General features: G+C 72.1%; 11 protein-coding genes and 1 tRNA gene. 4 read left to right on the forward strand and 8 right to left on the reverse strand.

Annotated features, from left to right (window positions below; translation table 11 throughout):
* Positions 1 to 230: 230 nt before the first annotated feature.
* The 3 genes from ABD330_RS31320 to ABD330_RS31330 form a co-directional block, all read right to left on the reverse strand.
* The gene (locus ABD330_RS31320) at positions 231 to 1,790 is read right to left on the reverse strand and encodes a glycosyltransferase family 39 protein (RefSeq protein ID WP_344469696.1); all 1,560 of its coding nucleotides are present in this window, start codon (positions 1,788 to 1,790) and stop codon (positions 231 to 233) included.
* Positions 1,791 to 1,998: 208 nt separating this feature from the next.
* Positions 1,999 to 2,373: a fluoride efflux transporter CrcB gene (gene crcB, locus ABD330_RS31325; RefSeq protein WP_344469697.1), complete on the reverse strand. Its 375-nt coding sequence runs from the start codon at positions 2,371 to 2,373 to the stop codon at positions 1,999 to 2,001.
* Positions 2,370 to 2,897: a fluoride efflux transporter FluC gene (locus ABD330_RS31330; protein ID WP_344469698.1), complete on the reverse strand. Its 528-nt coding sequence runs from the start codon at positions 2,895 to 2,897 to the stop codon at positions 2,370 to 2,372. The genes crcB and ABD330_RS31330 overlap by 4 nt, the downstream gene beginning before the upstream one ends.
* Positions 2,898 to 3,208: 311 nt before the next feature.
* On the opposite strand from ABD330_RS31330, the gene ABD330_RS31335 reads away from it, so the two are divergent.
* A complete protein-coding gene (locus ABD330_RS31335) occupies positions 3,209 to 4,678 on the forward strand; it encodes an MFS transporter (RefSeq protein WP_344469699.1) in 1,470 nt (489 codons plus the stop codon).
* Here ABD330_RS31335 and ABD330_RS31340 read toward each other — a convergent pair.
* Both ABD330_RS31340 and ABD330_RS31345 read right to left on the reverse strand, forming a co-directional pair.
* The gene (locus ABD330_RS31340; protein WP_344469700.1) at positions 4,662 to 5,021 is read right to left on the reverse strand and encodes a nuclear transport factor 2 family protein; all 360 of its coding nucleotides are present in this window, start codon (positions 5,019 to 5,021) and stop codon (positions 4,662 to 4,664) included. The two genes, ABD330_RS31335 and ABD330_RS31340, sit on opposite strands and share 17 nt — an antisense overlap.
* 246 nt (positions 5,022 to 5,267) lie before the next feature.
* Entirely contained in the window at positions 5,268 to 6,506 is a 1,239-nt protein-coding gene (locus ABD330_RS31345; RefSeq protein WP_344469701.1) for an alpha/beta hydrolase family protein, read from the reverse strand.
* A 599-nt stretch (positions 6,507 to 7,105) separates the two neighbouring features.
* On the opposite strand from ABD330_RS31345, the gene ABD330_RS31350 reads away from it, so the two are divergent.
* Positions 7,106 to 7,178, forward strand: a tRNA-Arg gene (locus ABD330_RS31350).
* Positions 7,179 to 7,412: 234 nt separating this feature from the next.
* Here ABD330_RS31350 and ABD330_RS31355 read toward each other — a convergent pair.
* From ABD330_RS31355 to ABD330_RS31365, 3 genes are all read right to left on the reverse strand, one after another.
* The gene (locus tag ABD330_RS31355; RefSeq protein ID WP_344469702.1) at positions 7,413 to 8,369 is read right to left on the reverse strand and encodes a terpene synthase family protein; all 957 of its coding nucleotides are present in this window, start codon (positions 8,367 to 8,369) and stop codon (positions 7,413 to 7,415) included.
* Positions 8,366 to 8,623, reverse strand: a complete 258-nt coding sequence (locus ABD330_RS31360; protein ID WP_344469703.1) for a hypothetical protein — start codon at positions 8,621 to 8,623, stop codon at positions 8,366 to 8,368. The genes ABD330_RS31355 and ABD330_RS31360 overlap by 4 nt, the downstream gene beginning before the upstream one ends.
* A 167-nt stretch (positions 8,624 to 8,790) precedes the next feature.
* Positions 8,791 to 9,993, reverse strand: a complete 1,203-nt coding sequence (locus tag ABD330_RS31365) for a helix-turn-helix domain-containing protein (protein WP_344469704.1) — start codon at positions 9,991 to 9,993, stop codon at positions 8,791 to 8,793.
* A 124-nt stretch (positions 9,994 to 10,117) separates the two neighbouring features.
* On the opposite strand from ABD330_RS31365, the gene ABD330_RS31370 reads away from it, so the two are divergent.
* The gene (locus ABD330_RS31370) at positions 10,118 to 10,804 is read left to right on the forward strand and encodes an HAD family hydrolase (protein WP_344469705.1); all 687 of its coding nucleotides are present in this window, start codon (positions 10,118 to 10,120) and stop codon (positions 10,802 to 10,804) included.
* A 260-nt stretch (positions 10,805 to 11,064) separates the two neighbouring features.
* The gene (locus tag ABD330_RS31375; RefSeq protein WP_344469706.1) at positions 11,065 to 12,303 is read left to right on the forward strand and encodes a permease; all 1,239 of its coding nucleotides are present in this window, start codon (positions 11,065 to 11,067) and stop codon (positions 12,301 to 12,303) included.
* The last annotated feature ends 206 nt before the right edge of the window (positions 12,304 to 12,509 follow it).

A 12,509-nucleotide genomic window follows, 5' to 3' on the forward strand; every position in this document is an offset into this window, starting at 1 on the left:
GACGATCCGCTCGACGTTCTCGGCCTCGTTGTAGGTCGGGATGATCACCAACACCTTGCCGAGATCGGCGAAGGTGGTCTCCTTGGGGGCAGTCACGGGTCTGGGCCTCTCGTCGTGCTCGTCGCGCTTGTGGATACGCCGGCCGGTCGGATGGATCGGTCGGGTGGATCGGTCGGGTGGTGGGTCGGCCGGGGAGGTCGGCGGGCCGTCCGCACCGGCGTGCTGGGCCGCTACGGGTGTCTGCGCACCAGCAGGGACACCGTCAGCCCGCGCAGGTGCCGGACCTCGGCCGGGGTGAAGACCGCGGCCAGTGCCCGCGCCTGGTCGGTGGGCAAGCCCAGGTACGGACTGTCGCGGTTGTCCCCCGTGCCGATGGTAACGATCCAGGCCCGGGTCTCGTCGCCGATGCACCCGGCGGGCACCGGGCACTGGACGGGGAAGAGGTCGTCCGCCTGGACCGGCGTCCGCTCGATCAGCAGCGGGGTCGGGCGGACCGGGGGCGGCAGGTAGTAGCCGACCGCCGGTCCGATCATCATCCAGGCCTCGTTCCCGGCCGGGGCCGCGATCCCGTCGCCCGTCCGGTAGCCGGCCGCCACCAGTGCGGCGGCGCCCCGGAAGTCGTTGTAGGTGTGCGCGGTGACGAACCGGACCTCCCGCTGCTGCGGCAGCCCCACCAGCGCGGGCCCGGCGGTCAGCGCGAGCGCCAGGACGGCCGCCGGGCGCCCGGGCAGTACCCGCAGCAGTACGGAGTGCACCGCCCCGACCCCGCCCCCCGCCAGCGCGGCCCAGGCCGGCAGCGTGAAGAGCAGATAGCGGTCGAGGAAGTACGAGGTCCCGCCCTGCGAGACCGCCCAGACCCCCAGCACCGGCAGGCCGGCCAGGGCCACCAGCTGGAGGGCCGCGCTGCGCCCGGCCGGTCGCAGCAGCGCCGCCAGGGCCAGCGCCAGGAAGGTGTAGAGCACGCCGCGCGAGTCGAACAGCTCCGGCCAGAAGGTCCAGAGCCGGTCCGGGCCCGGGGCGGTGATCCAGTCCAGCTGCCGCCCGGACTGCTGCCGCCCCAGCACCATCAGCGGGACGAGCGGCAGCACGGCGCCCGCGACGGCGGCCGGGAACTGCCACCACAGCGCCCGCCCGCCCGGTCGCCGGGCGGCCACCGCGACCACCACCAGCTGCCCGGCCAGACTGCTGAGCGAGACCAGGTGCAGCGCCCCGGCCAGGGCCGTACAGAGGCCGTACCAGGCCCACCGGCCTGCCGTCGGCCGCTCCAGCGCGCGCAGCAGGCACCAGATCCCGGCCGCCACCGCGCAGGTGACCATGGCGTACGCGCGGGCCTGCTGCGCGAACGCGGACACGTTCGGCACCACCGCGAACAGCAGCCCCGCCGCGAGCCCGGCCACCCGGCTGTCGAAGAAACGCTGCGCCAGCAGCGCGGTGAAGGCAGCGGCGCCCGCCATCGCCAGTACCGAGGGCAGCCGCAGTGCCGGTACCGAGTCACCGAAGAGCGTCGTCCAGAAGTGCAGCACCAGGTAGTAGGTGCCGTTGCTGGCGTCGACGTTCCCGAGCATCCCGAACAGCTGCCCGAGGCTCCGGGTGGCGGCGCTCCAGCTGGACACCTCGTCACGCCAGAGCTCGGGGGTGCTGATCCGGTGGAGCCCGAGCGGCACCGTCAGCAGGGCCGGCCAGAGCCAGACGCTGCCGACGAGTCGGTGGGTCAGCGCGCGGGCGCGGGCGGTGGTGCCGCCAGGGGCGTCGGCCCGGGCGCGGGCTGGTGTCGCGGGTGGGAGGTTCAAGAGCTCGTCATCCGGTGGGCAGTGACCTGCGGGCGGGATCTGACGGACAGTGAGGTGATCCGCGCGGACTGTCACCAGGATACGGGAGCCCGCCGGCCGGTAGGTCCGGTATGCACGGGTTCGCGGGCGCCCCGCTCCGGCCGGTCTGGGGCGGCGGCGGGGGCCGGGGCGGAGGTCGGGGCGGAGGCCGGGGTGGAGGCCGGGGTGGTCAGGCCCAGAGCGTATGGGCCAGGGCCGTGCCGAGGTAGGCGGCGCCCAGCCCGGCGGCGAGCGAGGCGACGACGTTCGCCACCGCGAGGAGCCTCGCGCCGGTCTCGGCCAGCCGCAGCGTCTCGTAGCCGAAGGTCGAGTACGTGGTCAGGGCACCGCAGAGGCCGGTCCCCAGCAGCAGTTGCAGGTGCGGCCCGGCCGCCCCGGCCGCGACGGCCCCGGTGAGCAGGCCGAGGATCAGCGAGCCGACCACGTTCACCGTGAACGTCCCCCAGGGGAAGACGGTGTCGTGGCGGGCTTGGACGGCGCGGTCGGTGAGGTAGCGCAGCGGCGCGCCGACGGCGGCACCGATGATCACCAGGAGCCAGTTCACCGCGGCCTCCTCGCGGTCGCCGCCAGCAGCCGGACGCCGGCCGCGCCGGCCCAGACCGCGCCCATCGCGGCGGTGAGGGTCCCGGCGAGGTACAGCAGCGCGAGGCCGACCCGGCTGGCGCTGGTCAGGTGCTGGACGTCCACGGTGTACGTGGAGAAAGTGGTGAACCCGCCCAGCACCCCCGTGCCGAAGAACGGGCGCACCAGCGGGTGCGGGGAACGCAGTTCGGTGATCACCGTCAGGAAGGCGCCGATCACCAGGCACCCGAGGACGTTGATCCCCAAGGTGGTCCACGGGAACGTGCCGGGGGCGGTCGGCCACCTCAGCCCCGCCCCGTAGCGGGCGCAGGCGCCGAGAACGCCGCCGGCCGACACCACCGCGACGACCACGCCCGTCGCTGGGCCCGCGGTACGCGGCTTCGCGGCTGCCGCCGCCCGGGGTGCCGGCCGGCCGTCGCCCGGCCCGGCCGGCGATTCGCCGGAGGGGCCGCCGGGTGCCGGTGGTGCGTCGTCCTCGGTGGCCATGTCGCTCGCTCCCTACACGCGAAGGGCCCGGCCGTCGGCCGGGCGCGTCTGCCAGGTGTAGGGACTGTTGGCGGCACGGGCCGCAGTTCGGGTCCGGCGAGCCCCACCGCCGTGCGGCCGGGCCGCGCACCCAGGATAGCGAGTGGGGTATCGGGCAGGCGTTCGTCCTTCGACGGAAAACCTCCCCTTCCGAACATGTCTGCTGCCGATGTATTGTGGGTGCGGGGCGCGAACCGTCCCGTACGAGCGCCGACCGGGCCACCCACCCCGGCGGGCCGCGCCACGACAGCGATCCCCAGGAGACGTCCACCATGGCGGTAAGCGACGAGCGGACCCGCACCCACCCCGTGGTGCCGCGCCTGCGCACGCTGCTCACCAGTGAACGGCCGCGTCCGGACCTGATCCGCGAGCACCCGGCGGCCTGGCGCCTGGCCGTCGCCACGGTGTGCTTCGGCGCCTTCATGGGCCAGCTCGACGCCAGCATCGTGACACTCACCTACCCGGCGCTGCGCACCGGGTTCCACACCTCGCTGGCCGGGGTCGAGTGGGTCTCACTGGCGTACCTGCTGACCCTGGTCGCGCTGCTGGTCCCGGTCGGCCGCCTGTCCGACGTCCACGGCCGCAAGCTGATGTACCTGTACGGCTTCGCGATCTTCACCGCCGCCTCCGCCGCCTGCGGTCTGGCTCCGGGCCTGGCCGCGCTGGTCGGCTTCCGGATCGTCCAGGCCGTCGGGGCGGCCCTGATGCAGGCGAACAGCGTCGCTCTGGTGACCACCAGCGCCCCGCCCGGCCGGATGCGGGCCGCCCTCGGCATCCAGGCCGCGGGGCAGGCGATCGGCCTGGCGCTCGGCCCCACCGTCGGCGGCGCGCTGGTCGCGACCCTCGGCTGGCGCTGGGTCTTCCTGGTCAACGTCCCCGTCGGCGTCATCGCGCTGGTCTCCGGCCACTACCTGCTGCCCCGCACCCGCCAGTGCGCGGGCGCCGCGCGGATCGACCCGGCCGGCGTCCTGCTGCTGGCCGCCGCGACCACCTCCGCCCTGCTCGCCCTCTCGGTCGCCTCCGGGCTCGGCCTGCCCTCCTGGACGGCCGCCGCGCTCGCCGTCCTCGCGGTCTGCGCCGGCTTGCTCTTCCTCCGCCGGCAGTCCCGCCGCCCGCACCCGCTGATCGACCTGCGCCTGCTCCGGACCGGGCGGATCGGCCCCGGCCTGCTCGCCGGGCTGTGCGGTTACCTCATCCTGTTCGGGCCGCTGGTGCTGGTCCCGGTCGAACTGGCCGGCCACGGCGGCACGCCGCTGGCCACCGGACTGGTGCTCACGGCGCTGCCGGTCGGCTTCGCCCTCGCCGCCACCACGGCCGACCGGCTCCTGCCGCCCGGCTGGAGCGACCTGCGCCGCAGCCGTACGGGCATGGCCGGCTGCCTCGCCGCCCTCGCCCTGCTCGCGGTACTGCCGCAGCAGGCGTCCGTGCTGCCGTACCCGCTCGCGCTGCTCGGCCTGGCCCTCGGCCTGTTCGTCCCGGCCAACAACACCCTGGTGATGAAGGCGATCCCCAGCACTTCGGCCGGTGCCGGGGGCGGCATGGTCAACATGGCCCGAGGGCTCGGTACCGCCGTCGGTGTCGCGGCCGTCACCCTGGCCTACCACCTGGCTCCGGCGGGCACCGGAGCCCGTACCGCGACGCTGACCCTGGCGGCCTTCGCCGCTCTCGCCCTGGCCACCACCCTGCCGGGGCGCGGCCTCCGCCCCCGCCTGCGGGGCGGCCGCGTCAGGCGTTCGGGGTGAGTGCGTAGCGGACGGTCTGGGCCTGGATGAGGCCGTCGCGGAAGACGAAGGTGTCGACGCCGTGGTCCGCCCGGTTGGTGTCGGAGTCGGCGGCCCACTCCAGGAAGAGCAGGTCACCCTCGAAGACCCGGACTCCCAGCTCCCACTTGGCATGCGGGAGGTCGGCGAACAGCTGCGCGAAGGCCTCGCGCACGCCCTCCCGGCCGCGCTTGACGCCGTCCGGGGAGATCACCACCGCGTCCTCGGCGAAGTTGGCGACGATCCCGTCCAGGTCCTCGGCGGCCAGGGCCATCCCGTGCGTCCGGAAGATCTCCTGCGGGGTACGGGTCACCTTGTTCTCCATCTGTGCTGCCTCCTGGGGGTGGGGGTTCGCGTCGGCCGACGCGCCCGCGTGGGCTCGGTGCCCGCCGCAGCCCGGGCCTGACGGTCGGCCAGGCGGTCGGCCGGACGGTCCGCTGGGATGCGTCGCTGCCGGAGGGGCTGCCGGGCGAGGGGCCAGTGTCCCGCCCGTGGCGGCGGGCTTGTCAAGGGAGACGGCTGCATTCGGCCGCACGGCCGACCGGTGGGTCGGCGCCCGGCGGGCAGGGGGCTACGGCAGGAAGTTCACCTCCGGGAAAGCCGGGGACGGCCCGTCGAGGAGGTGGCCGCGGCGGTGTCGCAGGTGCAGGTCGAAGAAGGCGAGCGGGTAGGCCTGCTGGATCCGTACCGCGTGGGCCGGGTCGAGGGTGCCGATCCATTCCTGGAGCTGCTGCTCGGTCATGCCCAGGATCTTCGCCGCCTGCGGGATCAGCACCTGGTTGTCGCCGTACGAGCTGTGGACGGCGCCCTCGGCCCGGATGTTGAGCCGCCAGCCCCGCAGGTGCGGCCAGAACTCGGCGACGTCGGGCTGGTCGGCCCGGTTGAACACGGCGGTCATCATCATGAACGGCCGGTCCAGATCCGTGGTGATGGTCGGCTGCATCGGGCCGTCGAGGCTCAGCCCGGCGCGGACCCGCTGGTCGGCGAGCATGGTGAGGGCGGTCGCCGTGCCGCCCTTCGACCAGCCGAACATGCCGATGCGGTGCGGGTCGAGAGCGTGGAGCAGGCCGGCGGGCAGCGCCCGGCGGTCGGTGTCGGGGTTGCGCCCGGCGGCGAGGTCCTCGACGCAGTCGAGGAGGAAGCGGATGTCCGCGGCGAAGGCCGCCGGCCCCATCGGCTGATTACGGTCGGGAGTCAGGACCCGGCCGTCGGGGAACTCGGTGAACGCGTCGTAGGTGTGGTCGACGGTGACCACGACATAGCCGTGGCTGGCGAGCTCCTGGACCATCACGGTGTGGTCGGCACGCTGGCTGTGCGCGCCGTGCGAGTACACCACGACGGGTAGGAGGTGGCCCGCGCAGTGGACCGGAGCCCCCACGTGGCCGGAGGTGAGCGGGGCGAGGGCGGGGTCGATGGCGAAGCCCGTGTCCGTGAGGAACGCCCGCATCGCGCCGTCGGCCATCCAGGGAGCGACCGGGTGACCCGCGACATCCCGGGCGGGGTACCAGACGCTCGCCATCAGCTCGCGGTACCGGCCCGGGCCTGCGACAGGGTCCGGCCGGGAGGCGTCGAGCAGGTGCAGTGCGACGGTGCCCACGGGGTGCGGCCCGGTGGGCTCGGGCAGGGTCAGCCGGGCCGGGCCGCCGGGTGCGGTGGCGGGGGTGGCTGGGGCGGCGGCCGGGGTAGCGGCCGGGGCCGCCCACGCGGCTTGGGTGAGGCCGAGCGGGGCGGCGGCGCCGACCGCCAGCGCGGTGCCCAGCATGCGACGGCGCGTCATGGCGTTGCGGCTTGTGAAGGGCGAGTTCTCCATGCACGGAACGCTGTCACGCGACGCTGCCGGGACACATCCGACCACGGATTGATCTGCTGGGCGGACGTCAATCCGGAGATTTACATCTCTGGGGTGACACACGATATGTGACGCACTTTCACCTACCTCGTGAGTGAACATTCGGGGCGAGCACCGCAGGTGCGGCGGCGATGGGCGGCAGCCCGGTTGACGGACGGCGGCAGTGACTCCATGGCTGCCCGCATCCTCCCCGACCGGATCCCCGGCTGCATGACCGAGCCGCCTCAGGCCGTCCGCCGCGAGCCCCCGGAACGGACAGCCCGCAGCGGCAGTCCGACGGCCGGGTCGTCGGCCGTCCCCACGGCTGCCCGGAATGCCGGCAAATCCCCAGGTCAGCGAAGTGTGCGCGGACGAGTGGACGCACCATCGGTATAGGCATCCGCCCTCGGCGTCCCGATCCGCTAGTCTGTGATCGGTCGGACGGCCATCCCGCTGCGAGTGCGTCCCGGGACACCGCCAGGTGTCGCAGGAGGTGCTCGCGCACTGTCCGGCCAGGGCTTCTGCCGAGCCGAGCAGGTACTCCGCCCAGGAGTGCCCGACAAGGTTCCCGGCAAGCCCCCGCCTCAGTAGCTCAGGGGATAGAGCACGGCTCTCCTAAAGCCGGTGTCGCAGGTTCGAATCCTGCCTGGGGCACAGCTAGGAAGTACAGAAAGGCCCAGGCCAGAGGGGTTAGCCCTCCAGTCTGGGCCTTCGTCGTTCGCGGGCTTCAATCCTCCCGTGCCCCATCCGTGCCCGATGGGTCCTGGTTGTCGAGCGCCTGGCCGGCCGCCTCACGCATCCGGCCGGCGATGGCCCGTCCCAGGCGCCGAGGACCCCCGGGACGGGGCTGACCGGGTGCGGGCGCGCCTCGAAACGGGGATGCCCCGTTCATCGGCACGGCGCAACCTCGGCGGCCGGTCGGCTGCGGGCGGTCGGCGCCAGGGTGACCCCTGCACCCACGGCAGCTACCTGGCTCTCGGTGTAGCGCGAGCTGGTGCGAGTCCAGTCGGCGAGCGCCCGGAGGAACCGGTCGAGCGCCCCGGCGAACGTTGCCGTGACGGGATGGAGCGCGTCGGAGTCCGTGAGGCGGGCTTCGTCGCGGACGGCGGTCGTCATGAACCAGAAGCGGGTTCTCTCGGCGTTCAGCTGCTCGTGCACCTCCTGCCGGGCCTCCTGCGGCGGTAGGCCGACGCTGTGGGACAGGGCGGCCTGCGCGGTGAAGGTGTCGCCGACGTCCTTGGAGGAGAGATCGTTGGTGAGGGTGCCGACCGCCGAGAACGCGTCGAGGAGCTTGTGCACCAGCAGGGAGGACCAGTCCGGGGTGACGCAGTCCAACGCCAGCTCGCACCACATCGCGGCCAGCAGCATCCCGCCGTCGACCGGCCGGAGCAGCAGGTACTCGCGCAGCGACGGCGTCCGCCCGGGCCGCACGTAGGTCGACAGTTTGTCGGCCGCCGCGTTCAACCAGGCGTCCAGCTCGGCCTGGTAGCGGGTCCACCAGTCCCGGGGCATCACGGGTGCGGTGTGGCCGACCAGGTCGGCGAGCGCCCGGACGGTGGGGTGATCGGTGTGCTCGGCGGCTTTCCCGTACAGGACGTCGAGGAGCTGCATCACGAGCTGGTCGGCCGCCCCCGGGGCCGCGTCGCGCAGCTCGGTGTCGATCAGGTCGTCGGTACGCCAGGTCCACAGGGCCCAGCGGGCGGCCAGGTCGAGGCGCGGACTGCTTGCCCCACGCCACGCGGCCAGGAACAGGTCGACGTAGCCGTGCGCGAGGTAGGCGTCGGGGGCCGGGTGCAGGCCGTAGTCCGCCAGGAAAGCGCGGGCGGAGCTGTACAGGTCGGTCACCGGTCAACCGCCGTAGTCCGTACGGACACGACGTGGGATCGGCCACTCATGGTGATGCGGTGGGTCACCTCGCCGTCCTGGGCGAGGGCCTGCTCCACTTGGTGCTCCTCGCCAGGTCCGAGGACGTGCCGGGCGGCGTGGTACTGGTCGAAGCCGAGAGGCAGTGCGCGCAGGGACTTCCACAGCGCGTCGAGGGCGGACGAGAGACGGGTGAACGTTGCCGGCGGGGTGATGCCTTCGATCTGAACCGTCACCGGCTCTTGTAGTAGTGCAGACGGGGTCATGGCGCCACCTCTACGGTCTCGTTTGCCAGTTGAGCGTCAGGCGTCAGCCAGTGGCTTCGCCTGCCGTGCTCAGGACCGTACTGGCGACTCCCGCACGTCATCCGAACTGTCAGCTCGGGTGAACTGTCAGCTCGGCCTCACAGCACACCCATCCTTTGGGCGAGAGACTCCGCCTGCCGGGCATGCATCGCCCGCGCCCTACGGATCAGGCCCAGTACCAGATCCCGCGCCATCGCCTGGCGGGCCAGATCCTCCGGCGCCATGCGCTCCAGCTCCAGCAGGTGCAGGAGAACGGCCGTATCCTCCCGCCGCAGGTCGTAGCAGCGGGCTACCTCCAGCGTGAACGTGAACTCGCGCTCCATCGATGGCAGGCCGCTGGTGTCTACGGCGTCGGCCATCCGCAGGGCCTCGCCCGCTTCGCCTGCCTCCATCTCGATGCTGATGCGGTGCAGTTCGACGTTGGTGGGCCCGTATGCGGTCCAACCGACGTTGCCCTCGCCGACTCGCTGAGCTGTGACCTGCGCTTCAGTCAGCCGCTCACGGGCGGTCCACCACTCGCGGCGCCGGGATGCAGCAACCGCAGTGACGAGTTGCAGGGCGCCGGCCATCGCCGCGTACTTGTCCTCGCCGGCTGCGGCTCGCGGGTGGAGTTCCTCGGCGGCTCGAACGGCGACCTGTTCGGCACCGTCCGGCTCGCCTGTCGCCAGGAGGACGTGCCCGAGGTTCCATTGGGCTGCCGCGATTCGCAGTGGGTCGTCGGCGTCCTCGGCGGCGCGTACGGCCCGATCGGCGGCGATGAGGGAGAGGTCAACTCGTCCGGTGCGCCGTAGGTAGGAGCGGAGCAGGAAGTACAGGTCGGCGGCGCACCGGAGGGCTTCGCGGCGCTGGTCGGGGTCGTTGCGGTGGGCGCGGACGGCGTGTTCGGTGTCTGCGATCAGAGTCGGCAGGACAGCGCCGGCCTCGGTGAACCTGTTCGGGGAGGCCTGCCAGCTTCGCCAGGCCCGTTCGATGCGCTCCCGCAGCAGATGCGTTTCTACGGGGACGGAGCTCTGTGGCGGTCCATAGCCCATGAGGGCCTGAACGATTGCAGGTTCGGTGCTGTCCGGCGGGATGGCGGCTGGTGCAGGGGCCTCGGCGAGTAGGGCGGCTGTGGGCACTCCGAGCTCTCTGGCGATGGCGTGCAGAACCGGAACGGTGGGGATCTTGAGGCCCCGCTCGATCTGCGAAAGGTAGTCGGGCGTGATGCCGACGAGGCCTGCGATCACGTCCTGGCGTCGGTTCCCGCGTGCCTGGCGGTAGTACCGAACCCTGTCCCCGATGGGCAGGTCTGATGCGACCATGACGGTCTCCCGTTTCCCTGACCTGATGCTCTCTCAGGGTAGAGCTGTTCCGGCCATGACCGGGGCACGTTGGCGGGGTGTGACAGGCTGGGCTCTCCTGGCAGGACCGACCCGGGGAGCGGGCATGGCGGATCGATTGGTGCTCTGGGATGTTGACCACACGCTGATCGCAACGCGAGGCGTCGGCCGTGAGATCTTCTCGGAGGCGTTCCAGCGGGTCACTGGCCGCCCGCTGGAGCATCAAGCTGAGATCACCGGCCGTAGTGAGCTTGTCATCTTCCGGGAGACTCTTGCGCTGCACGGGCTGCCCCGTGATCTCGTCGACTTCCCCACCTATGCCGCAGTCCTCGCTGAGGGCTACACGCGGCGGGCGGCGGAGCTCCGCGAGCGTGGGCACGCCCTGCCTGGGGCGGCGGCGGCCATCGAGGCGCTCTCCTCCGAGCTGGGTGTCGTGCAGACCGCAGCAACGGGCAATGTGAGACCCGTAGCCGAGCTGAAGCTCCAGGTGTTCGGACTGGACCGGCACATCGACTTCGACATCGGTGGTTACGGGGAAGATGCCGAGGTGCGCGCAGACATGATCACAGTCGCACTGCGCCGCGCCCAGGCCGATCCGGGTAACGCCATCATCTTCGGGGACACAGCTGCGGACGTTGAGGCGGGTGTAACCACGGGCGTCTTCGTGGTGGGTGTTGCTACTGGCCGGGCGAGTGCGCAGGAATTGGCTGATGCGGGTGCCGACTGGGTACTCCCGGGGTTGGAGGACACGTCCGCAGTTGTGGGTCTGGTCCGTAGCCTGCCGAGGACATAGCAAACGGGCTCCCGCCCGACCCGAAGGCCAGGCGGGGTGCGGCAGATCACGTCCTCCTCCAGCAACCGGCGCTCCGGGTAGTCGAGTTACCGGCAGGCCTGGTCGGCCGGGCTCGGCGGGGTCGTCCGTTCCGGCGGCGGAGGCCATTGGGGTGAATGTGTGCCAGGCCCCGGCCCGGGTGGCCGTATCGTGCGGGAAATACCCTAGGGGGGTATTAGGTTCTTGACTGGGCGGAGGCAGTCAAGGGAAGGCGGACCACCATGCATGCGATCCTCCACGCACTGTCCATCACCGGGTCGATGACCTGGGAGATCACCTGGGCTCTGATCCTCGGGTTCGCCCTGTCGGCCGTCGTCCAGGCGGTGGTGCGCAAGTCGACCGTCGTGCGGCTGCTCGGGGACGACCGGCCCCGGACGCTCGTCCTCGCGTCGGCCCTCGGGGCGGCCTCGTCGTCCTGCTCGTACGCTGCGGTGGCTCTGGCCCGTTCGTTGGTGCGGAAGGGGGCGGACTTCACGGCCGCGATGGCGTTCGAGATCGCGTCCACCAACCTGGTGGTGGAACTCGGCGTGATTCTGGCCCTGTTGATGGGGTGGCAGTTCACCGCCGCCGAGTTCGTCGGCGGTCCCGTCATGATCGTGGTGCTCGCGGTGCTGTTCCGGCTGTTCCTGCGGCAGCGGCTGCTGGACGACGCCCGCCGGCAGGCGGAGCGTGGAGTGGCCGGTTCGATGGAGGGCCACGCGGCGATGGACATGTCCGTACAGCGGGAGGGCTCGTTCGCCCGGCGGCTGTTCTCGGGCGAGGGCTACACGTCGGTGGCGCACGTGTTCGTCATGGAGTGGGCCGCGATCCTCCGGGACCTGGTGGTCGGCCTGCTGATCGCCGGCGCCGTCGCCGCCTGGGTGCCGGACTCGTTCTGGCACTCCTTCTTCTTCGCCGGCCACCCGCTCGCCGCCAAACTCTGGGGTCCGCTGATCGGCCCGCTGGTGGCGCTGCTGTCCTTCGTCTGCTCGATCGGCAACGTGCCGCTCGCGGTGGTGCTGTGGAAGGGCGGCATCAGCTTCGGCGGCGTCGTGTCGTTCATCTTCGCGGACCTGCTGATCCTGCCGATCCTCAACATCTACCGGAAGTACTACGGCCGACGGATGGCCGCCTTCCTGCTCGCCACCTTCTACGCCGCGATGGTGGTGGCCGGGTACGTCGTCGAGTTCACCTTCGGCGGCCTCGGCCTGGTGCCCGACCAGTCCGGGGCGAAGGTCCCGATGGGGGGTGTGTCCTGGAACTACACCACCTGGCTGAACCTCGCCTTCCTCGCCCTGACCGCAGCCCTGCTGGTCCGCTTCCGGCGCACCGGCGGACCGGCCATGCTGCGCATGATGGGCGGCTCCCCGGACGCCGGTCACGACCACGCGGGCCACGAGCACACCGGCCACGGACCGGCGGCCCACGACCGCCCCGGGCACGGTTCGCCGGCCCACGACCACCCGGACCACCATCACTGAGACGGCCGCGGCCGGGAACGACGGCGGTCGGGCTCCCTCCCCGCGAACTGCGCGGGGAGGGAGCCCGACCGTTGGTGCGATGCGGTGCGGTGCTACGTCAGGTGACCTGGGGTCAGGAGACGTTGAGCGCGGTGTCGTCGATCACGAAGCTGGTCTGGAGGGAGGAGTCCTCGGTGCCGGTGAACTTGAGGGTGACGGTCTGGCCG

This window comes from Kitasatospora kazusensis, from assembly GCF_039529945.1.
GTDB lineage: Bacteria > Actinomycetota > Actinomycetes > Streptomycetales > Streptomycetaceae > Kitasatospora > Kitasatospora kazusensis.

Coding starts and splice junctions, on each gene's coding strand:
- ABD330_RS31330 (WP_344469698.1), bottom strand. CDS start 2,897: ATGGCCACCGAGGACGACGCACCACCGGCACCCGGCGGCCCCTCCGGC.
- ABD330_RS31335 (WP_344469699.1), top strand. CDS start 3,209: ATGGCGGTAAGCGACGAGCGGACCCGCACCCACCCCGTGGTGCCGCGC.
- ABD330_RS31340 (WP_344469700.1), bottom strand. CDS start 5,021: ATGGAGAACAAGGTGACCCGTACCCCGCAGGAGATCTTCCGGACGCAC.
- ABD330_RS31345 (WP_344469701.1), bottom strand. CDS start 6,506: ATGGAGAACTCGCCCTTCACAAGCCGCAACGCCATGACGCGCCGTCGC.
- ABD330_RS31365 (WP_344469704.1), bottom strand. CDS start 9,993: ATGGTCGCATCAGACCTGCCCATCGGGGACAGGGTTCGGTACTACCGC.
- ABD330_RS31370 (WP_344469705.1), top strand. CDS start 10,118: ATGGCGGATCGATTGGTGCTCTGGGATGTTGACCACACGCTGATCGCA.
- ABD330_RS31375 (WP_344469706.1), top strand. CDS start 11,065: ATGCATGCGATCCTCCACGCACTGTCCATCACCGGGTCGATGACCTGG.